Source organism: Streptomyces sp. NPDC041205 (assembly GCF_055591765.1).
The window spans coordinates 136,524-159,028 of record NZ_JBVIZH010000009.1 but is presented as its reverse complement, the minus strand read 5'-3'; the positions used below and the strand labels follow the sequence as shown (position 1 = coordinate 159,028).

Here is a 22,505-nt window from a genome sequence, read left to right as displayed (position 1 = left end):
CCTCCACAGAAGATCCTCGCCCGGCCCGCGCCACGGGCCGGGCCGTCCCGTCACCCCTGCAGCGCCCCCTCCACCGGCCACGCCCGCAGCGTCGCGTCCAACCGGTCGTACGCCTCGTCGAACCACTCGTCCGTGAGCGTGACCGTCGCCGTGACCGCGGTCCGGGACATCGTGTGGTCGGTGATCGTGACGTGGGCGTGCTCGCCGTCCGGGTCGAGTTCGACGAGGAGTTCGGGGGCGCGGCCGCCCTCGCGCCAGGTGGTGTCGTCGCCGCCGTCCAGGGCGTCGAGGGTCTCGCGCCACTGGGTGAGGTCCTCCGGGGACACCGACGTGGCGAGCGTCCCCCGGACGAAGGCGGTGTCGACGAGGATCTCGCCGACGAGTTCGTCGACTCCGGGGCGCCCCGGGGCGGGGCGCTTTCCGGTGATCCTGACGACGACGCTGTTGTCCTCGCCCTCCAGGCGGATCAGGTCGATCGGCTCCGCAGGCGCCATGGCCCCTCCCAATTCCCCGTGTGCACCGCCCGGTACGGCTCCCCCGCGCACTCCGACACGTTCCCCGTGCGCGCGAACCGCCCCCGCGGTGTTCAGTTGGCGATCGTGTGCCGGACCGGGTCGTTCCACACGGACCCGGCCCCTGTCCTTCCGGACCCTAGTCGACGGCACTGACAACACCGAGGCCGCGCGCCACCCGCCCACGCACCCCCGCCACGTGACCCCCGTCACAGAACCTTCACGTCGCTGAACACCGGCCCCACCCCTCCCGTACCTTCCCGTACCACCAAGTGGCCCGGCCCCCGGCCGGGATGCGGCTCGGGAGGCACTTTGCAGCGCATCAGGCACATGGGGCGTATCAACGGCACGGCCCTGATCATCGCGGCCCTCGTCGTCACCGTGGGCGCCCTCGCCTTCCCGGTGTGGTCCTACGCCGACCGCTCGGGCACGGGCGAGGCGAACCTCAACGCCGGGAGCGTGTCGACCCGTTGGGGCCCGCTGTCCGCCACCGACCGGGACTTCCTGGTGAAGGTGCGCCTCGCCGGGCTCTGGGAGATACCCGCAGGACAGCAGGCCGTGGAGCGAGCGCCGAGCAAGGCCGTCAAGGAGGCGGGCGACCATCTGATCGTCGGCCACACCGACCTCGACGAGCGGGTGCGCGGCATCGCCTCGCAGCTCGGCGTGGAGCTGCCGAACCAGCCCACCGCCCAGCAGCAGGGCTGGCTCCGGGAGTTGACCGCGGCGACCGGCGAGGACTACCAGCGCAAGTTCGCCAACCGGCTGCGCGTCGCGCACGGCAAGGTCTTCAGCCTCGTCGCCCAGGTGCGCGACACCACCCGCAACTCCCTGGTGCGCCAGCTCGCGTCCGACGCCAACCAGACCGTCCTCGACCACATCACGATGCTCGAAGGCACCGGCTACGTCGACTTCGACGCCATCGCGAACGACACCGCGGGCAAGTCGACCGCGAGCCCGACCGGGCCCCCGCCGCCCGACGGCAACACTCCCCCGCAGCCCGACCCCGCAGCCCCCACCGGCGACGTCTCCGGCACCTCACGGCCCTCCCCCGGCGCTCCGGGCACCGTCAACACCGATCGGCCCGAACCTCAAATGTAGCTCTGAAACACCTGATCAGAGGGTTCGCCCCGGCCTGGCGCGGTCATGACTACGGCTACGTGAACGACCGGGGAGGACCAGCGGCAAGGAGGGGGAACGACGATGACCGCACGGGGGACGACGACGGTACGAGCGGTACAGGAGACAGCGGCGGGCGAAGCCGCCACCGCACGAGGCACGACTGCACGAACGACCGCACGAACGACCGCGCGAGGCACGATGGCTCAGCTGGGGACCGGCATCGGATGGCGTCCGGAGATCGCCGACGCCGTCGAGCGCATGCCCGGCATCGACTGGGTCGAGGCCGTCGCCGAGAACGTGTGCCCGGGCCACCTGCCCGACTCCCTGCTGCGGCTGCGCGAGCGAGGCGTGACGGTCGTGCCGCACGGCGTCTCGCTCGGCCTCGGCGGCGCCGAGCGCCCGGACGAGGCCCGGCTCACCGCCCTCGCAGAGCGCGCGCAGGCACTCGGCTCACCGCTCGTCACCGAGCACATCGCGTTCGTACGGGCCGGAGGCGCCCTCACCGCGTCGCCGCACCTCGAAGCGGGGCACCTGCTGCCCGTGCCGCGCACCCGGGACGCGCTCGCCGTGCTGTGCGAGAACGTCCGCATCGCCCAGGACGCGCTGCCCGTGCCGCTCGCCGTCGAGAACATCGCCGCCCTCATCTCCTGGCCCGGCGAGGAGATGACGGAGGGGCAGTTCCTCTACGAGCTGGTGGAGCGGACCGGCGTCCGGCTGCTCATCGACGTCGCCAATCTGCACACCAACCACGTCAACCGGGGCGAGGACCCGGCCCGCGCCCTGGACGAGCTGCCGGTGGAGGCCATCGCGTACGTCCATGTGGCGGGCGGCTTCGAGCGGGACGGCGTGTGGCACGACAGCCACGCCCACCCCGTGCCGCGGCCCGTCCTCGACATCCTCGCCGACCTCGCCGCGCGCACCCGGCCGCCGGGGGTGCTCCTGGAGCGGGACGAGAACTTCCCCGAGGAGGGCGAGCTGGAGCGGGAGTTGACGGCGATCCGGGAGACGGTGTCGACGGCCACGGTCACGGGCACCGCCCAGGCCACGGCCACGAGGTCGGCGATGCCCCCGGCACCGGACCCGGCCGACGGCCCCACGCCCACCGCGTCCCCCAAGCCCCCCAAGCCCGAACCGACCACCACGCCCGCCACCCCCGAAGCCCGCCAGCGCGTGGCCCTCGCCCAGGCCGCCCTCCTCTCCGCCCTCGTCGCGGGCACCCCCGCGCCGGAGGGCTTCGACGGGGCCCGGCTGCGGGTGCAGAGCCGCGCGCTCGGCGCCAAGCGGGCGGACGTCGTGGCGAAGGTCGCGCCGGAACTGCCGTGGATCGTCGGCGACGCGTACCGCGCGGAGTTCCTCGACTACGCCCGCACCCGCCCCATGACGGGCGGCTACCGCCAGGACGCGCTCGACTTCGCCGAGCACCTGCTGCTCGCCGGGCGACCCGAGGACGCGGCGGCGCGCGGCGAGCTGACGGCCTGGTGGCTGGAGCGCTCGGGGCCGAAGCCGCTCGACGGGCGCCCCCTCACCCGCTGGCTGCGGACGCGGGCGGCCCGGCTCGCGCTGCGCAGGGCGCGGCGGACCGCCCCCGGCCACGAGGGCGTGGACGCCGATCCCGCCCCGGCGACGTAACGGGATCTCGCGGCCTCGTACAGCCGTTGGCGTACTCCGTTCGGTATGCGGAACGCCTCCCCCGCGCCGCGCACTAGCGTGCGGTGGCGCGACAGGAGGCGTCATGCGTTCCCGAATCATCAGCGGCACCGGTCTCGTTCTCACCGGTCTCGTGGCCACGCTGGCCGCGCTGGTCTATCCCGTGTGGTCGTACGAGGACCGCTCGGGCACCGGCCTCGACGCACTCACCTCGCAGACCGTGTCGACGGACTACGGGCCGCTGTCCGCGCTCGACCGGGACTTCATCACGAAGGTGCGGCTCGCGGGCCTGTGGGAACTGCCCGCGGGCCAGCAGGCCGGGGAGCGCGGCACCACGCGGGCCGTGCACATCGCGGGCAAGCACCTGGTCGAGGGGCACACGTTCCTGGACGCGCGGGTGCGCGAGGTGGCGGCGGCGCTGCGGCTCGAACTGCCCAGCCAGCCCAGCGGCCAGCAGCGGCGCTGGCTGGCGGAGCTGAGCGCGGAGCGCGGCACGGCGTACGACGTGAAGTTCGCGAACGTCCTGCGGCGCGCCCACGGCAAGGTCTTCGCGCTCGTGGCGGAGGTCCGCGCCACCACCCGCAACTCCCAGGTGCGGGCGCTCGCCGACGACGCGAACACCACGGTCCTCGACCACATCAAGGTCCTGGAGGGCACGGGTCTGGTCGACTTCGACGGCCTGGCCCGCGACGCCGCCACGTCCACGCCGCAGCCCCCGGCCCGCTCCCCCGCGCCCCCGGGCCCCCAGGACTCCCCGCCCCCGGCGGCACCGGTGTCCCCGACTCCCACGTACTCCCTGCCCCCCGCGGTCTCGCGGCCCGCGCCCGGCCCGCGCGACTGAGGCGGGACGGGTCGGCCGGGTCGGCGGGCGGCCGGGTCGGCGGGCGGCCGGGTCGGCGGGCGGCCGGTTCGGCGGATCAGCGGGGCGCGGGCTCGGGTGTCCATATCCTGGAATACCGGTAGCGGCGTCACACGTCCTTCACATAGAAAACCGGCATGTTCTGGGTTCCGCTGCTGCTCCTCGCCTGTGCTCTCGCCTCGCTGTCCTGCGGCCGGCTCTGCGTGGCAGCGGTGCGCGCCGCGGCCAGTGAGGCGCGCGGGGCGCACGAGGGGCGGCATCTGACGCTGTACGAGGCGGCGTTCCTGTCGGGCGGGCCCGGGCGGGTCGTCGACGTGGCGCTCCTTTCGATGGCGCGGGGGCGGCGGCTGCTGCTCGCGCACACGGGGTGGGCGACCGTGGTGGATCCGGTGGCCGGGGACGACCTGGAGCGGTCGGTGCTCGGGGCGATCGGTCCGGCCGGGCAGTCGCGGATCGCGCCGGTGCGCAGGGCCGCGGCGGCCGGGGACGGGGTGCGGGCACTCGCGGACCGGCTGGTCACGGCGGGCCTCGCGGTGCCGGACGGGATGTGGTCGGGGATCGCGGGCGCGGCGCGGCAGGTGCGGGCGGCCGCGGTCGCCGTCGTCGCCCTCGGGGCGTGCGCGACGCTGCTTCCGGCCCAGGGGCACGAGGGCGGGCTGCCGGTCGCGGTGTGGTTCGCGCTGCCGTTCTTCCTCACGGTGAGCTGTCTGGCCATCGCCCGCTTCGAGGTGCCGACCACGCGCTGGGCGTCCCCGGCGGGGCGGCGGCTGCTCGGCGCGCTGCCCTCGCGGGACGACCTGACGTCGGTGGCCGTGCGCGGCCTGCGCGCCCTGGAGGACCCGGCCCTGCGCGCCGCGCTCTCGCACCGGGACCCGAACCTCGACGGGTACCGCGAGACCCGGCCGTAGGGCCCCGCCCCGCCCCCCGAGGGGCCATTGGGGCGCGACTCGCGACGCCCGCGGGCCGGTGCTGGACATTGCCACTCTTCGAACTGAATATCCCTTTTGTTGTGATTTTGCGATTTACGCAATCACTTGGGCCCGCGCCGCGAAAGGGACACAGAACAGCGATGAGAGCACCAGCAGCAGCCGCCCTGTACAGAACCGTCGGAACCATCGGCTCCCTCGTCCTGACCGCCCTCGCCGCGGCCCCCGCGAGCAGCGCCGCCACCCCCGCCAACGCCACCCCCTCCCCCGAGACCCTCGGCACCGCGCTCGCCGCCCAGCGCGCCCAGACCACCGGCATCGACTTCGGCGCCTGCCCGCGGGCGGAGAACCTGCCGCCGTCCGTGGAGTGCGGCACGGTCACCGTCCCCCTCGACTACGCCCACCCCGACGGCAAGCAGATCCGGCTGACCGTCAGCCGCGTCGAGGCCACCGGGAAGTCGGGCCGGGCCGTGGTGTCGCGGCAGGGCGCGCTGGTCTTCAACCCGGGCGGCCCCGGCGCGTCGGGGATGTACTTCCCGATGGTCGGCCCGATGCCGGAGTGGCGGCGCATCGCGGCGGCGTACGACCTCGTCGGCTACGCGCCGCGCGGCGTCGGCCGCTCCGCGCCGCTGTCCTGCCAGGACCCGAAGCAGTTCGCCAAGGCGCCCACCAACTCTCCGACGCACCCCGACGCCTCGTACAAGGCGGAGCGCGTCGCGCAGGCGAAAGCGTACGCACGCGGCTGCGCCCGGCACGCGGGCCCGGACCTGCGCCACTACACGACCCTGAACAACGCCCGCGACCTGGACGTGCTGCGCGCGGCCCTCGGCGAGCGGAAGCTGACGTTCATGGGCGCCTCGTACGGCACCTACATCGGCTCCGTCTACGCGACGCTGTTCCCCGGACACGTGCGCCGCATGGTCTTCGACTCGGCGGTCAACCCGGCCCCCGACCAGATCTGGTACGCCAACAACCTCGACCAGTCCTTCGCCTTCGAGCGGCGCTGGGCGGACTTCCGCACCTGGATCGCCAAGCACCACAAGACGTACGGCCTGGGCACGACGGCGCGGGAGGTGCAGCGCTCCTACGAGACGGTCCGCGCCGAACTGACGCACAAGCCCGCCGGCGGCAAGGTCGGCTCGTCGCAACTGCGGGCGGCGTTCCTGCGGGCCGCGTACTACGACGACTACTGGCCGATGCGGGCGACGGCCCTGTCGCAGTATCTGAAGGGCAACCCGAAGCCGCTGATCGACCAGGCCGCGCCGCACCCGGCGGCGGCCGTCGAGGACGAGAACGGCAACGCCGTCTACACGGCCGTCGAGTGCAACGACGCCGCCTGGCCCACGGACTTCCCCACCTGGGACCGCGACAACTCCGCCCTCGCGCGCCTCGCGCCGTTCGAGACCTGGGACAACGCCTGGATGAACCTGCCGTGCGCCTACTGGCCCGCGCCGCGCCAGCAGGCCCTCGACGTGCGCACCGCCGCGGGCGCCCTGCCGCCGACCCTGATCCTGGCCGCCGAGCGGGACGCGGCGACGCCGTACGAGGGCGCTCTGGAGCTGCACCACCGGCTCGCGGGCTCGGTCCTCGTGACCGAGAAGGGCGCGGGCACGCACGGCATCGCGGGCGGCCCGAACCCTTGCGTCAACAGCCACGTGGACGCGTATCTCCTGGAGGGCGAGCTCCCGGTGCGACGCGCGTCGTGCGCGCCGCACCCGGAGCCGAAGCCGCTGTCGGGAGCGCGGGCGGCGGGCTTCCCCAAGCCGCTCTAGACGTCAGAGCGCGCCGAGGCGCTCCAGCGGGAACGGCGGCTGTGCCAGCGGGCGCACCGCGAGGCGCGTCAGCGGCAGGACGTTGTCGTCACCCGCGGTGCGATTCGCGTGCAGGACGCCGCAGTGGGTGCAGCGGTGGACGAGGACCCACTCGCCGTCTCCTCGCACGGAGATGGCGAGGGGTTCCATCCTGGCTCCGCAGTCCGCCGCCCGGTCGCCGGGGGTGTCGTCGAGGTGACGGCTCCACAGGCAGTTCGGACAGTGGTTGCGGTGGTCGGTGCCGGGTGCGGTCATCGATACGTCGAGGCCGCACTGCGAGCAGCGGAAGGACTGGGCGCGTGCTTCAGTGCGCGCCCGCCGAGAGGTGTTGCGTGACATGGGAGAGAGGACTCCTGAGCGATGCGGAATGGGGTGAACTCGAGAGATTCCGCAGGGCCCTGGGCATACAACACCGGCTTTCCGTCTGGGAGGTTCGACTGGAGGACCGACCTCTCAGTCAGAGGTTCGACCTCTCGATGAAACCCCCGCGGGGCGGGCGCGGCAACCGAATTTCGGCTCAGGCCAGACCCGCCACCAGGTCCGCCACGGACTTGCGGCGGCCGGTGAAGAACGGCACCTCCTCGCGGACGTGCATGCGGGCCTCGGAGGCGCGCAGGTGCCGCATGAGGTCGACGATGCGGTACAGCTCGTCGGCCTCGAAGGCCAGCAGCCATTCGTAGTCGCCGAGGGAGAACGAGGCGACCGTGTTGGCGCGCACGTCGGGGTAGCCGCGGGCCATCATGCCGTGGTCCTTGAGCATGCGGCGACGGTCCTCGTCGGGCAGCAGGTACCAGTCGTAGGAGCGCACGAAGGGGTAGACGCTCACATAGTTGCGGGGCGTCTCGTCGGCCAGGAACGCCGGGATGTGCGACTTGTTGAACTCGGCGGGGCGGTGCAGCGCCATGTTGGACCAGACCGGCTCCAGGGCGCGGCCGAGCTTGGTGCGCCGGAAGAGGTTGTACGCCTCCTGGAGCTCGTCGGCGGTCTCCGCGTGCCACCAGATCATGACGTCGGCGTCGGCGCGCAGGCCGGAGACGTCGTAGGTGCCGCGGACGGTGATGTCACGGGCCGCGAGCTTGTCGAACAGCTCCTGGACCTCGTCCGCGTAGCCGAGGCGGCTCTCGGGCAGGACGTCGCGGAGCTTGAAGACGGACCACAGGGTGTAGCGGATGACCTCGTTGAGGTCCTTGGCCTTCTTGCCGGCGTTCGGGATCTTGGCGGGGGCGTCGTCACTCATGCGGCTATTCTCCCGCGCCGCCGTGCAGGCTCTGCACCGGGTTGGCGGTGAGCTCCCGCACTCCGGAAAGGTCCCCGGTGAGCTGGTCCACGGCCGCGTTCGCGCCGGCGATACAGGCGGGGATGCCCACTCCGTCGTACGCCGCCCCGCAGACCGCGAGGCCCGGCACCCGGCCCACGTGCTCGCGGACGCGGGCCACGCGCGCGTGGTGGCCGACGGGGTACTGCGGCAGTCCGCTGTCCCAGCGCGTGACGGCCGAGGCGACGGGCGCCGCGTCGAGGCCGGTGGCCGCGCGCAGGTCCGCCCGCGAGACGTCGACCAGCTCGTCGTCCGGGCGGCCCAGGTCCTTCTCGTCGCCGTGGCGCCCCACCGAAGTGCGCAGCACGAACAGCTCCGGGTCCTGCTCCGCGATCCACCCCCACTTCTGGCTCGCGAACGTGGACGCCTTGATCGTCCGCCCGTCCACGGGCGGCACCAGGAACCCGCTCCCGTCGGGCAGCGCGCCCACGTCGGCCCGGCGGTAGGCGAGGGTGACCAGCGCCATGGAGGCGTACTCGACGGCGCGCAACTCGGCCGCGGCCCCGGGGACGTCGTGCTCCAGGAGGCGGGCGGCGTGCGGGGCGGGCACGGCGAGGACGACGGCGTCGGCCTCCAGGTCCCAGTCCTCGACGTACACCTCCCAGCCGTCCTCGACCCGGCGCAGCCCGTGCGCCGCGCAGCCCAGCAGGATCTCGCCGCCGCGCGCCCGCACCGACTCGGCGACGGCGAGCGGCAGTTGGCCGACGCCGCCGTCGATGCCCATGAAGACGGGGCCGGTCCGCTGGTTCCCGGCGGCCCGCGCCTGGAGGTCGCGGACGCCCTCGGTGAGGGAGGTGTGGGTGCGGGCGGCCTCGAAGAGCTGCGGGACGGCGGAGCGCATCGAGATGCGGTACGCGTCCCCGGCGTACACCCCGCCGAGCAGCGGCTCCACCAGGCGGTCCACGACCTCGCGGCCGACCCGCCCGGCGACGTACTCCCCGACCGCGACGTCCTCGCCGACCTCGGTGGGCGGCAGTTCGCGGTCCCGCTCGACGCGGCGCAGGCCCTCGTCGGAGAGCACCCCGGCGACGGCGGAGGCGTCACCGGGCACGCCCATGACGTGGCCCTTGGGCATGGGGCGCAGCGCCCCGCGGGTCCAGATCGCGGCACTCGCCGTCGCCGGTGGCTGAAGCCGTTCGCCGAGGCCGACCTCGCGGGCGAGGCCGACCGCCTCGGGCCTGCGGGCCAGCATCGACTCGGCACCGAGGTCGATGCGCACGCCCGCGATCTCGCCCGCGCGCAGCTTGCCGCCGAGCCGGTCGGACGCCTCCAGGACGGTGACGCGCGCTCCGGCGTCGAGGAGCCGGTGCGCGGCGGCGAGGCCCGCGATGCCGCCGCCGATGACGACGACGTGACCGAGGCCGCCCGGCGGACCGCCGGGGACGGAGGAATCCTGGCTCGTCCGGGTACTGGTCCGTGTGTCCGCTGCGCGCATGCCCCCACTCTCTCAGAGCCGATCAGAACCGTTTTCGGGCACCTGCGCCCTTCCGGGCCGGGGGCCCGCGCGGCCTTCCGGGCCGGGGGCCCGCGCGGCCTTCCGGGCCGGGGGCCCGCGCGGCCTTCCGGACCGGGAGCCCGCACGGCCTTCCAGACCGGGAGCCCGCACAGCCTTCCAGACCGAGGACCCCGCGCCCTTCCGAACCCGGTCCACACGCCCCTCCGGTCGGAGTGCTCGCACCGCTTTCCAGACCGAGGGCCCCGCGCCCTTCCAGACCGGGAGCCCACGCGCCCTTCCGAACCCGGCAACCGGCACCCGGCACCCGGCACCCGGCACCCGGCACCCGGCACCCGGCACCCGCACAACCTTCCGGACCGAAGACCCCACGCCCTTCCGAACCCGGCGCCCACACGCCCCTCCGGTCGGAGTGCTCGCACCGCCTTCCGAACCCCGGCCCCCACGCGCCCTTCCGAACCCCGGTGCCCGCACACCCTTCCTGGCCGGGTGCCCGCGCCGCCTTCCGGACCAGGGACCCACACACCCTTCCGGGCCGGTGACCCACGCGCCCCTCCGGCCCCGGCCCCCGCACGGCCCCCGGCACAGGCGCCCCCTCGCCCTCCGGTTCACGCCCCCGCGCTCTTGCGGACGAGTCCCGTCCGTGACCGCGCCGGAACCTCATCGGGACCACCCGGACCGAACACCGCGACCGGTCCCTGCGTCGTAGGAGCACACTCACCACGATCTCGGGGGTACGTCGATGTACACGTCCAGCACGTCAGGGTCATCCGGTACGGGCGGTGGGCCCGCGCCCGCCGACGCGCCACCGGTTCCGGGTGCGCCGACGCCGCCCGGCCGGGCGGGGCGCGGGCGCGCGGTGCGGCGGGGCCCGCTCACCGGGCTCGCCGCGGTGCTCCTCACGGTGACGCTCGCGCTCGCGGGGTGCGGCGCGGGCGGTGACAACGACGGTGCCAAGGGCAGCGACTCCGGCGGCGACCGGGCCGCGGGGGCCCAGGCCAGCCAGGGGCCCGGCGACGACAGCGATGCCCTGGCCGACGAGAGCGGGGCGCGGGGCGACGCCGAGGCGGGCGGCGACCGTGCCGGGAGCGGGAAGAAGCGCGGCGACGCCCGGAACCCGTCCGGGCCGCTGCGGCGCGCCGACACCCACATCATCCGCACCGCCTCGCTGACCGTGCGCGTCAAGGACGTGCCGCGGGCCCTGGAGCGGGCGCGGACGGCGGCCGAGGGCGCGGGCGGTCTCGTCGGCGACGAGTCCACGGACCGCGACGGGCGCGGCCACGACCGTTCCCGCGTCGTGCTCCGCGTCCCGCAGGACCGCTACGAGCAGGTCCTTTCCGACCTCGCGGGCACGGGGAAGCTGATCAGCCGCAACGCCAAGGCCGAGGACGTCACCGAGGAGGTCGTGGACGTCGAGAGCCGGATCCGGACGCAGCGGGCGAGCGTGGCACGGGTGCGGACGCTGATGGACAAGGCCACGAAGATCAGCGACATCGTCTCGCTGGAGGGCGAGTTGAGCGGCCGTCAGGCTGACCTGGAGGCGCTGCTCGCACGGCAGTCCTCGCTGAAGGACCGCACGACGATGGCCACCATCACGCTCACGCTCACCGAGTCGCCGGACTCCGGTGCGGACGGCAAGGATGACGACGACCCGACGTTCGCGGGCGCGCTGTCCGGCGGCTGGGGCGCGTTCGTGACGATGCTGGGGTGGCTGGCGGTCGCCCTGGCGGCGGCCCTGCCGTTCGCGGCGGTCGCGGCGCTGCTGGTGCTGCTGTGGCTGCGGGTGGTGCGGCCGCGGATGGGGCGGCGGGCGGTGGCGCTGCCCGCGGGGGGCCCGGGCGGCAGCGGCACGAGCGGCTCCGGCGGCAGCGGCACGAGCGGCTCCGGCGGCAGGAACCCGGGCGGTACGAGCGGCCCGAAGCCTCCCGAGGCGTCGGGCGGTTCCTGACCTGCGCGGGGCGGGGACGGGGTCCCGGTGCCGTGCCGGGGGCGGCACCGGGGCCCGAACTGCCCCCGCCCCGTAGCGTGTCCGCATGAGTGAACGACTGGTGGTCATCGGAGGGGACGCGGCCGGGATGTCGGCCGCGTCGCAGGCACGCAGGCTGAAGTCGCCGCGGGAGCTGGAGATCGTCGCCTTCGAGCGGGGCAACTTCACCTCGTTCTCGGCGTGCGGGATCCCCTACTGGGTGGGCGGCGACGTCGCCGAGCGGGACGACTTGATCGCGCGGACGCCCGAGGAGCACCGGGAACGCTCCATCGACCTGCGGATGCGTACCGAGGTCGTCGAGATCGACGCGCGGGAGCGGCGGGTGCGCGCGCGGGACCTCGCATCGGGCGCCGAGGAGTGGACCGCGTACGACAAGCTCGTGATCGCCACCGGCGCCCGGCCGCTGCGCCCGGACCTGCCCGGCATCGACGCCCCGGGCGTGCACGGCGTGCAGACCCTGGACGACGGACAGGCACTCCTCGACACGCTCACCGGGACGTCCGGCCGCCGGGCCGTGGTGATCGGCGCGGGCTACATCGGCGTGGAGATGGCGGAGGCGCTGCTCGGGCGGGGCTACGAGGTCACGGTCGTCAACCGCGGCCGGGAGCCGATGTCCACGCTCGACCCGGACATGGGCCGCCTCGTGCACGAGGCGATGACCGGCATGGGCATCACGATGGTGAACGACGCCGAGGTCACCAAGATCCTCACCGGGGACGACGGCCGGGCCAGGGCCGTGGCCACGGAGGACCGTGAATTCCCCGCGGACGTGGTGGTGCTCGGGATCGGCGTACGCCCCGAGACCGCCCTCGCACGCGCCGCCGGGCTGCCGCTCGGGGAGCACGGCGGGCTGCTCACCGACCCGGCGATGCGGGTGCGGGGGCCGGTCGCGGACGGAGCGATCTGGGCGGGCGGCGACTGTGTGGAGGTCCTCGACCTGGTCTCGGGCCGGGAGCGGCACATCGCGCTCGGCACGCACGCGAACAAGCACGGGCAGATCATCGGGTCGAACGTGGGCGGCGGGTACGCCACGTTCCCGGGCGTCGTCGGCACGGCCGTGAGCAAGGTCTGCGACCTGGAGATCGCGCGCACGGGCCTGCGGGAGAAGGACGCGCGGGCGGCGGGCCTGCAGTACGTGGCGGTGACCATCGAGTCGACGAGCCGGGCCGGGTACTACCCCGGAGCGGCCCTGATGACGGTGAAGATGCTGGCCGAGCGGCGCACGGGCAGGCTGCTCGGCGTCCAGATCGTGGGCCGCGAGGGCGCCGCCAAGCGGGTCGACGTGGCGGCCGTGGCGCTGACGGCACGCATGACGGTGGAGCAGATGACGACGCTCGACCTCGGGTACGCGCCGCCGTTCTCGCCCGTGTGGGACCCGGTCCTGGTGGCGGCGCGCAAGGCGGTGTCGGCGGTGCGGGCGGGCGGGGTCTGAGGGGCGGTGTCGGGAGCGCCGGGAGTGCGGCGGGGGCGGCACCCGGGGCGGACGTGTCCGCCGTCCGGCCGCGCCCTGCCGCTGGCGCGGTCCGCACCCTTGCGGCGGCGGGTTCCGGGGGTACGGCGGGACTGCGCCCGGCGGCGCGGGACGCGGGGCCTGATACCCACGGTGGACCGGTCCCCCGGAACGCGTCTGCCGTGCAGGTCAGAACGCGCTTTCCGGCATTCCGCCGCGGTGTTCGGCAAGCCCTGAGGCGTGGCTGATTCCCTTCATTGGTCCGGTCCACTGCAAAAACCCGAGCACGCCGGGCGCACGCCCCATACATGCATGCTCCACGTACTACGGCGGCGAGGCAGCCCGAACCCCGCTGAGCGGCCACGCCGTCATCGCCACCGGACACGCGGCGGCACCGCGCTCCTTCCCACGCGCCCCATCCGCCCCGCCCCACACCTCCCAGCAGCTGCCCGCTCTTTTCCGCCACTTTTCACAGAATCGGCACAGGCCCCACGGGCGGGCCGCACTATGTGACGCGTCAGAGCGGAACGAACACACACGGCAACGTGCGTTCGGTTCGCTGGGGGACTCGGGCTTCCGGACCTCGGTCCGGTGGCCCGCGGCGAGGCCCGCGGGCCGCATTCCCACTTGTCGGGGGGCAGGTGGGAGGGCGGCTGCGGATGGGGGGACTCCCTCCCGGGGCCAAGGGGGGCGTCGCGCGCGGCGTCGGGCTCCGGGAGGGAGTGAGGTCCCGCCCTTCAGGCCGTACGCGTGTGGACGTACTCCACGAGCCGGGTGAGGGCGTCGGGGTCGGTGGTGGGGAGCACGCCGTGGCCGAGGTTGAAGACGTGCCCCTCCAGCCCGGCGGCCGCGGCGAGCACCTCGTCGGCCTTCGCCTCGACGGCCTCACGGGAGGAGAAGAGGACAGCGGGGTCGATGTTGCCCTGGAGCGCCTTGCCGGGACCCACGCGCCGAGCGGCCTCGTCCAGCGGCACGCGCCAGTCGACGCCGACGACATCGGCCCCGGCCTCGCCGAGCAGGCCGAGCAGCTCACCCGTGCCGACGCCGAAGTGGATGCGCGGCACGCCGTATCCCGCCACGGCCTCGAAGACCTTGGTGGACGCGGGCATCACGGAGCGGCGGTAGTCGGCGGGGGCGAGCGCGCCCACCCAGGAGTCGAAGAGCTGCACGGCGCTCGCGCCGGCCTCGATCTGCACCTTCAGGAAGGCGCCGGTGATCTCCGCGAGCCGGTCGAGCAGGTCGGCCCACAGCTGCGGGTCGCCGTACATCATGGCCTTGGTGTGCTCGTGGTTACGGCTCGGACCGCCCTCGACGAGGTAGCTCGCGAGGGTGAAAGGCGCACCGGCGAATCCGATGAGCGGCGTCTCACCCAGTTCGCGGGTCAGCATCCCGATGGCCTCGGTGACGTACGAGACGTCCTCGGGCGTGAGGTCGCGCAGCCGTGCGAGGTCGGCGCGGGAGCGGATCGGCTGCTCGACGACGGGCCCGACGCCCGGCTTGATGTCGAGGTCGATGCCGATGGCCTTGAGCGGGACGACGATGTCGCTGAAGTAGATCGCGGCGTCCACGCCGTGGCGGCGCACCGGCTGCAGCGTGATCTCCGTGACGAGCTCCGGCATCATGCAGGACTCCAGCATGGCCGTGCCCTCACGGACCTTGCGGTACTCGGGCAGTGAGCGCCCGGCCTGCCGCATGAACCAGACCGGCGCATGCGGCACGGGCTCCCGCCGACACGCCTTCAGGAATGCGGAGTCGTACGTAGCTGCGTTCTGCCGGCCCGTGGCCTCGTCATTGACACTCACCCCCAAAGTCTCGCACGCGCCCCGAGCCCCAGAACGCCGGGTCAGCCGACGGAACTCCCCCACGGCGGCACGAAGAAAGCCCGCAGCCGGACGCACCCAGCCCGTCCGGCGTTTGTGGACGAGCGCGCAGCGCGACGGGCCAGCACCCCCACGGCGAGAAGGAAAAAACCCAGACCCGGAAGGAATCAGCCCGTCCGGCGCTTGAGGACGAGCGCGCAGCGCGACAGGCGGACCCCGACCCGAGCCGGGGTCAAGGAGTGAGCAAAGCGCGCCCCGAGAGGGGCGCCTCCCTGCACGGAGGCGCCGTTCCCCTTAATCTTCCCCGCATGGCTGCGGCTCAAGGACAACGGTCGGACGACGCGGGCGAGATGGACGGCGCGCAGGGGGTGGTGGCGGACGCGGGTCCACCGCCGTTCCGCGCTGCCGTCGACGCGCTGCGCGGGGCACGGCTGCGGCCGCAGATCGAGGTCGAACAGACCCGGTCGCCGAAGCGGCTCGCTCCGTACGCGTACGCGCTGGAGGCGGCCGTCGTCGACGGCGAAGAGGACCTGGCGGACGGCAGGCTGGTGCTGCTGCACGACCCGGACGGGCACGACGCCTGGCAGGGGACGTTCCGGCTCGTGACGCTGGTGCGGGCGGAGCTGGAGCCGGAGATGGCTGCGGACCCGCTGCTCCCGGAGGTGTGCTGGACCTGGCTGACCGGGGCGCTGGCCGCCCGGGGCCTGGCGTGCGGGGAGCCGAGTGGGACGGTGACGCGGGCGGGCTCGCACTACTTCGGCGGTCTCGCCGAGCGCCCGCCCGCCTCCCAGATCGAGATCCGCGCGTCCTGGACGCCACGCGAGTCGGCTACCGGAGTGCCGGACACGGCAGCGCACCTGGCGGCGTGGTGCGACCTGCTGTGCCAGATCGCGGGGCTGCCGCCGGTGGCTGCCGCCGACGGCTCGGTGGTGTCGCTGCCGCAGCGGCGGGGGCCCCGTTCCACCTGAGGGCGCGGCAGGGTGGTGCCCCCGGCGTCGCGGCGATGACCCCCGGCGTTGACGCGGCCGGGGGCCGAGCACGGGCGACGGGAACGGCACGCCTGGTGAGAGGGGTTGATCGTCGGATGATCGATCACGCGTCCGAATCGCCCGAATTTGTTACTCACCAAATCGTGATCATCCCCTAAAGGCGGGTGCCATTGGTGCCGAAGAGGTCTGTGACCTTGAAACGTACGGTTCGTCCCGGCTTCATCCCCGAGCCGGTTCCGACCCGCCACCCCAGGAGGCCTGGTGTCCGTTCTCCTCGAGCAGCCCGCAAGCCTGGTCGCCTACCGCCCGAACAAGCCGACCGCCATGGTCGTCGTGGCCGACCCCCGCGTCCGCTCCACCGTGACCCGCCACCTGTGGGCCCTCGGTGTTCGTGACGTCATCGAAGCCTCGTCCATCGCGGAGGCTCGTCCCCGCATCGGCAACCCCCGCGACATCTGCGTCGCCGACGTCCACCTTCCCGACGGCTCCGGCCTGACCCTCCTGTCCGAGACCCGCGCCGCGGGCTGGCCCAACGGACTCGCGCTCTCCGCCGCCGACGACATCGGCGCCGTGCGCAACGCCCTCGCGGGCGGCGTCAAGGGCTACGTCGTCACCGGCACCCGTACCAACGTGGGTCTGCCCACCCGTCCCGGCGCCGCCCCCATCGGCTCCGCCGCCGCCCGTATGCACCGGCGCCCGCCGGGCACCCCGAGCCACCCGGGCGGCTACCGCGAGCTGTCGGGCCGCGAGGTGGAGGTTCTCCGCCTGGTGGCCGAGGGGCAGTCCAACAAGGCCATCGGCGTCTCGATGGGCCTGTCCGCACTGACCGTCAAGAGCCACCTCGCCCGCATCGCACGCAAGCTCGGCACCGGCGACCGGGCGGGCATGGTCGCGGTGGCCCTGCGCACGGGAATCATCCACTGACCGATTTACAGCCCCTCGCCGCCCGTCGACGTAACGTTCCGTCGACGGGCGCCGTGCGTTCACAGATACCCTTGACAGGTGACCGACGCCCAAGAGACCGCAGCAGACAGTTCACTGCGAACCACCGGAGGCGCTCCTCCGGACGAAGGCGTCACAGGCGTCTCCGTCGAAGGGACACCCACCCCTCTCCTCGAACCGCGTGACGGCATTCCGCCCGTCGTCGCCGACGACGCGACGCTCGCGCAGGTCATCGCGGCATTTGCCGCCGGTACGGGACCGGTGGCCGTGGACGCCGAGCGGGCGTCCGGCTACCGCTACGGCCAGCGCGCCTACCTGGTCCAACTGCGCCGCGAGGGCGCGGGCACCGCGCTGGTCGACCCCGTCGCCTGCCCCGACCTGTCCGGGCTCGGCGAGGCGCTCGCCGGCACCGAGTGGGTGCTGCACGCCGCCACCCAGGACCTGCCGTGCCTGCGGGAAATAGGCATGGTCCCGTCCAGCATCTTCGACACGGAGCTCGCCGGACGGCTCGCCGGATTCCCCCGGGTCGGGCTCGGCGCCATGGTCGAGAGCGTCCTCGGGTACGTCCTGGAGAAGGGCCACTCCGCCGTCGACTGGTCGACCCGTCCCCTCCCCGAGCCCTGGCTGCGCTATGCCGCGCTCGACGTGGAGCTGCTCGTCGACCTGCGTGACGCCCTGGAGAAGGAGCTGGACCGGCAGGGGAAGCTGGAGTGGGCCCGCGAGGAGTTCGACGCCATCGCCTCCGCGCCGCCCGCGCCGCCCCGCAAGGATCCCTGGCGGCGCACGTCCGGCATGCACAAGGTCCGGCGGCGGCGTCAGATGGCTGTCGTACGGGAACTGTGGGTGACCCGGGACCGGATCGCGCAGCGCCGTGACGTCTCACCCGGCAAGGTGCTCAGTGACGGTGCGATCGTGGAGGCGGCTCTGGCCCTGCCCCCGAATGTGCACGCGCTCACCGCGCTGCCCGGGTTCGGGCACCGGATGGGGCGGCGCCAGCTCGAGCAGTGGCAGGCCGGGGTCGATCGGGCCCGGGCCCTGCCGGACTCCGAGCTGCCGCAGCCCGGGCAGGCGGTGACGGGGCCGCCGCCGCCCCGCTCCTGGGCCGACCGGGATCCGGCCGCCGCCGCGCGCCTCTCCGCGGCCCGCGCGGCCGTCTCCGCGCTCGCCGAGCGCCTGAACATGCCCCAGGAGAACCTGATCACCCCCGACACGGTCCGCCGCGTCTGCTGGGAGCCCCCGTCCGACCTCACCCCCGACGCGGTCTCCTCGGCCCTGGCCACCCACGGCGCCCGCCCCTGGCAAATCGCCCAGGTAACCCCCACCCTCACCACAGCCCTCACAACCCCGGCCCCGTAACACCCCGGGCCCAGCCCCCCTGCCCGACCGCACCACCAGAGGCGCCCTCCCCCACCGAGGGCGCCTCACCCTTACCCCGGGGCGCCAACCCCCCGCCGCTGCGCGGCGGCCCCTCCCACCCGCCCACCCATCAACTCGCAGGCGGCTTCCGGGCCGACAGACCGGGGCGCCGGGCCGAGCGCCAGCTTCGACCCGCACGGGGCCGCACCGGACCGAGCGACGACTCCGAGCCCGCACACCGTAGCGACGGGCCGGGCGACGGCCCCAGGCCCACGGCAACAGGCAGACCGGAAAGGTCCAAGCCGCGCACCGTGGCGACGGGCCGAGCGACGGCTTGAGGTCCACGCGCCGTAAACGCAGGCCGACCGGCAGCCTCCGGGGCCAGCGCGGCCTGGCGGCGGGCCGAGTGCTGGCCTCGGGTCGCCCCACTCGCTGTGGCGACAGGCCACGCGGCGGCTCGGGGGACACCGCACAGCGTCGCATCGACATGCGTCCTCCTCCCCCTCCCCCACACACCCTGTGTCATCGCGGGGGGGGGGAGACGCGTCGCAAGCCGTCGCCCATTACCTCCGCACCCAACGCCCACCTTCGGCGGTGCGCCTGGGACGACCGTGAACGGGTGGGCGGGTGGGGAAAACCGCCGCGCAGCGGCGGACAGATGCAGCCGACCACCGGCGGACACCCCAGCAACGGACCTCGGCCCCAGCACACCGCACCGCACCGGCGCGGGCCAAGGGCAAGCGGGCTTCCCGGCGGTGCGGCTGGGACGGCGGTCACGGGTGGGCGGGTGGGGGGAACCCGCCGCGGAGCGGTGGGACGGAGGCAGGCGCCGGGCTGCGCACCGCATGTGATGCGCGCCTCCCCGGACCAACCCTTGGCCTCATAGTTACCGACAAGTAGCATGACCGGAGGAAGCGCGCCGCAGGCGCACCGCACCCTGGAGGAGAGCCATCGTGCCTCGTACCGTCAGGGACGTCGTCTTCGTCGACGGCGTCCGCACCCCGTTCGGCAAGGCGGGCCCCAAGGGCATTTACCACGAGACCCGCGCCGACGACCTCATCGTGAAGGCCATCCGGGAGCTGCTGCGCCGCAACCCGGCCCTGGACCCGGCCAAGATCGACGAGGTCGCGGTGGCCGCCACCACGCAGATCGGCGACCAGGGGCTCACGATCGGCCGCACGGCGGGCATCCTCGCGGGGCTCCCGCAGTCCGTGCCGGGTTACTCGATCGACCGCATGTGCGCCGGCGCCCTGACGGCTGTGACGACGACCGCGGGATCGATCGCGTTCGGCGCGTACGACGCGGTGATCGCGGGCGGCGTCGAGCACATGGGCCGCCACCCCATGGGTGAGGGCGTCGACCCGAACCCCCGGTTCGTGAGCGAGAAGCTCGTCGACGAGTCCGCCCTGTTCATGGGCATGACCGCCGAGAACCTGCACGACCGCTACCCCTCCATCACCAAGCGGCGCGCCGACGAGTACGCGGTGCGCTCGCAGGAGAAGGCCGCCAAGGCGTACGCCAACGGCAAGATCCAGCAGGACCTGGTGCCGATCTCCGTACGCCGCACCAACGAGGAGGCGGGCGAGACCGGCTGGGGACTGGCCACCCAGGACGAGCCCATGCGTCCGGGCACGACGCTGGAGAATCTGGCCGGGCTGAAGACGCCGTTCCGTACGCACGGCCGCGTCACCGCGGGCAACGCCGCCGGTCTCAACGACGGCGCCACGGCCTCGATCATCGCCTCCGAGGACTTCGCCCGGGAGAACGGCCTTCCGGTCAAGATGCGGCTCGTGTCGTACTCCTTCGCGGGAGTTGAGCCCGAGGTCATGGGCTACGGCCCGATCCCGGCCACCGAGAAGGCGCTCGCCCAGGCGGGCCTGAGCATCTCCGACATCGGCCTCTTCGAGATCAACGAGGCCTTCGCCGTCCAGGTCCTCGCCTTCCTGGAGCACTACGGCATCGCCGACGACGACACCCGTGTCAACCAGTACGGCGGCGCCATCGCCTTCGGCCACCCGCTCGCCTCGTCCGGTGTCCGCCTGATGACGCAGCTGGCCCGGCAGTTCGAGGAGCAGCCGGAGGTCCGCTACGGCCTGACCACCATGTGCGTCGGCTTCGGCATGGGCGCCACGGTCATCTGGGAGAACCCGCACCACAAGGACGCCGGAGGCGACAAGTGAGCACCACCACCACTGAGCTGTTGAAGGGTGCGGCGGAGCTGTTCCCGGACGAGGTCGTGACGCAGGCTCACGTACGTCACCTCGATCTGCCCGCGGGCGCCGGGCGGTTCGCCCTCATCACCCTCGACAACGGCTTCGACCACACCAAGCCGACCACCTTCGGCCCGGGCTCGCTCGCGAACCTGAACGCCGCGATCGACCAGGTCGAGAAGGAGGCGGCCGAGGGCACCATCGTCGGCGTCGGCATCACCGGCAAGCCGTTCATCTTCGCTGTCGGCGCCGACCTCAAGGGCGTCGAGATCCTGAAGCGGCACGAGGACGCGCTGGCCATCGGCAAGGGCGGCCACGACGTCTTCAAGCGCCTCTCGGGCCTGGCCGTGCCGACGTTCGCGTACTACAACGGCGCGGCGATGGGCGGCGGCGTCGAGGTCGGTCTGCACTGCGCGTACCGCACCGTCTCCAAGGCGCTGCCCGCGTTCTCGCTGCCCGAGGTCTTCCTGGGGCTCGTCCCGGGCTGGGGCGGCTGCACGCTGCTGCCGAACCTGATCGGCGCGGACCGAGCGGTTTCGGTCATCATCGAGAACTCGCTGAACCAGAACAAGCAGCTCAAGGGCAAGCAGGTCTTCGAACTCGGCATCGCGGACGCGCTGTTCGAGGGCGCGGACTTCCTGGAGCAGTCGCTGGTGTGGACGGCCTCCGTCCTCAACGGCACCGTCAAGGTTGAGCGTCCGGAAATCGACCGCGGCGAGGGCTGGGACGCGGCGGTCGCCCGCGGCCGCGCCATCGCCGACTCCAAGGTGCACGGCGCCGCCCCGGCCGCGTACCGCGCCCTGGAGATCGTCGCCGCAGCCAAGGATGGCGACGTCCAGAAGGGCTTCGACGCCGAGGACAAGGCGCTCGCCGACCTCATCATGGGCGGTGAACTGCGCAGCGGCATCTACGCGTTCAACCTGGTGCAGAAGCGCGGCAAGCGTCCCGCGGGCGCGCCGGACAAGAACCTGGCGCGGCCGGTCACCAAGGTCGGTGTCGTCGGCGCGGGCCTGATGGCCTCGCAGCTGGCGCTGCTGTTCCTGCGCCGTCTCGAGGTGCCGGTCGTCCTGACCGACATCGACCAGGAGCGCGTCGACAAGGGTGTGGGCTACGTCCACGCCGAGATCGACAAGCTGCTCGGCAAGGGCCGTATCAACCAGGACAAGGCCAACCGCCTCAAGGCCCTGGTCACAGGCGTTCTGGACAAGGCCGAGGGCTTCGCCGACGCCGACTTCATCATCGAGGCCGTCTTCGAGGAGATCGGCGTCAAGCAGCAGGTGTTCGCCGAGGTGGAGGCGGTCGCTCCGGCGCACGCGATCCTCGCCACGAACACGTCCTCGCTGTCGGTGACGGAGATGGCGTCGAAGCTGAAGCACCCCGAGCGGGTCGTCGGCTTCCACTTCTTCAACCCGGTCGCGATCCTGCCGCTCCTGGAGATCGTGCGCGGCGAGCAGACCGACGACGCCTCGCTGGCCACGGCCTTCGGTGTCGCCAAGAAGCTGAAGAAGACCGCGGTCCTGGTGAAGGACGCCCCGGCGTTCGTCGTGAACCGCATCCTCACCCGCTTCATGGGCGAGATCCAGAACGTCATCGACGAGGGCACCCCGGTGCCGGTCGCCGAGAAGGCCGTCGAGCCGCTCGGCCTGCCGATGTCGCCGCTGGTCCTCCTGGAGCTGGTCGGCCCGGCCATCGGACTGCACGTCTCGGAGACGCTGAACCGCGCCTTCCCGGACCGCTTCACCGTGTCGCCGAACCTGAAGGCGGTCGTCGAGGCCGGCAAGCGCGGCTTCTACGTGTACGACAGCGGCAAGCCGGAGCTGGACCCGGAGGTCGCCGCGCTCCTGAAGCAGGGCGACTCCGTGCTGACCGAGGAGCAGGTGCGGGCCCGCGTGCTCGACGCCGTCGCCCAGGAGATCGGGCTCATGCTCGACGAGGGTGTCGTCGCCGAGGCGCAGGACATCGACCTGTGCCTGATCACCGGCGCGGGCTGGCCCTTCCACCTGGGCGGCGTCACGCCGTACCTGGACCGTGAGGGTGTCAGCGAGCGCGTGAACGGCAAGCGGTTCCTGGCGCAGGGTCTCGCGAGCGTCCCCGCGTAACAAGGATTGC

Annotated in this window: 17 protein-coding genes; 12 read left to right on the top strand and 5 right to left on the bottom strand. The window is 73.4% G+C overall.

Features of this window, described 5'->3' with window-relative positions; genetic code table 11:
* Positions 1-50: 50 nt before the first annotated feature.
* Positions 51-494 (bottom strand): DUF5959 family protein, encoded by a 444-nt coding sequence (locus ACZ6BG_RS32210; RefSeq protein ID WP_469007812.1) that lies wholly within the window; start codon positions 492-494, stop codon positions 51-53.
* 348 nt (positions 495-842) lie between these two features.
* Here ACZ6BG_RS32210 and ACZ6BG_RS32205 point away from each other — a divergent pair, with 348 nt between their 5' ends.
* The 5 genes from ACZ6BG_RS32205 to ACZ6BG_RS32185 all read left to right on the top strand — a co-directional run bounded on the left by ACZ6BG_RS32205 (position 843) and on the right by ACZ6BG_RS32185 (position 6,835).
* Positions 843-1,610, top strand: a complete 768-nt coding sequence (locus ACZ6BG_RS32205; protein ID WP_469007811.1) for a DUF4142 domain-containing protein — start codon at positions 843-845, stop codon at positions 1,608-1,610.
* A gap of 219 nt (positions 1,611-1,829) precedes the next feature.
* Positions 1,830-3,260, top strand: coding sequence for an MbnB/TglH/ChrH family RiPP precursor modification enzyme (locus tag ACZ6BG_RS32200; protein ID WP_469007809.1), 1,431 nt, complete (start codon positions 1,830-1,832; stop codon positions 3,258-3,260).
* Between the two features lie 103 nt (positions 3,261-3,363).
* A complete protein-coding gene (locus tag ACZ6BG_RS32195) occupies positions 3,364-4,119 on the top strand; it encodes a DUF4142 domain-containing protein (protein WP_469007807.1) in 756 nt (251 codons plus the stop codon).
* Positions 4,120-4,274: 155 nt separating this feature from the next.
* Entirely contained in the window at positions 4,275-5,045 is a 771-nt protein-coding gene (locus ACZ6BG_RS32190; RefSeq protein ID WP_469007806.1) for a TIGR04222 domain-containing membrane protein, read from the top strand.
* Positions 5,046-5,206: 161 nt separating this feature from the next.
* The gene (locus ACZ6BG_RS32185; RefSeq protein ID WP_469007804.1) at positions 5,207-6,835 is read left to right on the top strand and encodes an alpha/beta hydrolase; all 1,629 of its coding nucleotides are present in this window, start codon (positions 5,207-5,209) and stop codon (positions 6,833-6,835) included.
* A gap of 3 nt (positions 6,836-6,838) precedes the next feature.
* Here the strand turns inward: ACZ6BG_RS32185 and ACZ6BG_RS32180 are convergent, their stop codons facing one another.
* The 3 genes from ACZ6BG_RS32180 to hemG all read right to left on the bottom strand — a co-directional run bounded on the left by ACZ6BG_RS32180 (position 6,839) and on the right by hemG (position 9,624).
* Complete coding sequence (locus tag ACZ6BG_RS32180; protein WP_469007802.1) at positions 6,839-7,213, bottom strand: RNHCP domain-containing protein; 375 nt, start codon at positions 7,211-7,213, stop codon at positions 6,839-6,841.
* Positions 7,214-7,391: 178 nt separating this feature from the next.
* Positions 7,392-8,111 (bottom strand): hydrogen peroxide-dependent heme synthase, encoded by a 720-nt coding sequence (gene hemQ, locus ACZ6BG_RS32175; RefSeq protein WP_385708860.1) that lies wholly within the window; start codon positions 8,109-8,111, stop codon positions 7,392-7,394.
* A 4-nt stretch (positions 8,112-8,115) separates the two neighbouring features.
* The gene (gene hemG, locus ACZ6BG_RS32170; RefSeq protein WP_469007800.1) at positions 8,116-9,624 is read right to left on the bottom strand and encodes a protoporphyrinogen oxidase; all 1,509 of its coding nucleotides are present in this window, start codon (positions 9,622-9,624) and stop codon (positions 8,116-8,118) included.
* Between the two features lie 760 nt (positions 9,625-10,384).
* On the opposite strand from hemG, the gene ACZ6BG_RS32165 reads away from it, so the two are divergent.
* Both ACZ6BG_RS32165 and ACZ6BG_RS32160 read left to right on the top strand, forming a co-directional pair.
* On the top strand, positions 10,385-11,590 hold the full coding sequence (locus ACZ6BG_RS32165) for a DUF4349 domain-containing protein (RefSeq protein ID WP_469007797.1): 1,206 nt from the start codon (positions 10,385-10,387) through the stop codon (positions 11,588-11,590).
* An 85-nt stretch (positions 11,591-11,675) separates the two neighbouring features.
* Entirely contained in the window at positions 11,676-13,061 is a 1,386-nt protein-coding gene (locus ACZ6BG_RS32160; protein ID WP_469007795.1) for an FAD-dependent oxidoreductase, read from the top strand.
* A 755-nt stretch (positions 13,062-13,816) separates the two neighbouring features.
* Here ACZ6BG_RS32160 and hemE read toward each other — a convergent pair.
* Positions 13,817-14,881, bottom strand: coding sequence for a uroporphyrinogen decarboxylase (gene hemE, locus ACZ6BG_RS32155; RefSeq protein WP_469007793.1), 1,065 nt, complete (start codon positions 14,879-14,881; stop codon positions 13,817-13,819).
* A 326-nt stretch (positions 14,882-15,207) separates the two neighbouring features.
* Between hemE and ACZ6BG_RS32150 the strand changes: the two genes are divergently transcribed.
* The 5 genes from ACZ6BG_RS32150 (at position 15,208) to ACZ6BG_RS32130 (ending at position 22,495) form a co-directional block, all read left to right on the top strand.
* Complete coding sequence (locus ACZ6BG_RS32150; protein ID WP_469007790.1) at positions 15,208-15,867, top strand: DUF3000 domain-containing protein; 660 nt, start codon at positions 15,208-15,210, stop codon at positions 15,865-15,867.
* A gap of 282 nt (positions 15,868-16,149) precedes the next feature.
* Entirely contained in the window at positions 16,150-16,812 is a 663-nt protein-coding gene (locus ACZ6BG_RS32145; RefSeq protein ID WP_016643199.1) for a response regulator transcription factor, read from the top strand.
* A gap of 78 nt (positions 16,813-16,890) precedes the next feature.
* The gene (locus ACZ6BG_RS32140) at positions 16,891-18,186 is read left to right on the top strand and encodes an HRDC domain-containing protein (RefSeq protein WP_469007788.1); all 1,296 of its coding nucleotides are present in this window, start codon (positions 16,891-16,893) and stop codon (positions 18,184-18,186) included.
* Positions 18,187-19,139: 953 nt separating this feature from the next.
* Positions 19,140-20,366, top strand: coding sequence for a thiolase family protein (locus tag ACZ6BG_RS32135; RefSeq protein WP_469007785.1), 1,227 nt, complete (start codon positions 19,140-19,142; stop codon positions 20,364-20,366).
* On the top strand, positions 20,363-22,495 hold the full coding sequence (locus ACZ6BG_RS32130) for a 3-hydroxyacyl-CoA dehydrogenase NAD-binding domain-containing protein (RefSeq protein WP_469007784.1): 2,133 nt from the start codon (positions 20,363-20,365) through the stop codon (positions 22,493-22,495). The genes ACZ6BG_RS32135 and ACZ6BG_RS32130 overlap by 4 nt, the downstream gene beginning before the upstream one ends.
* The last annotated feature ends 10 nt before the right edge of the window (positions 22,496-22,505 follow it).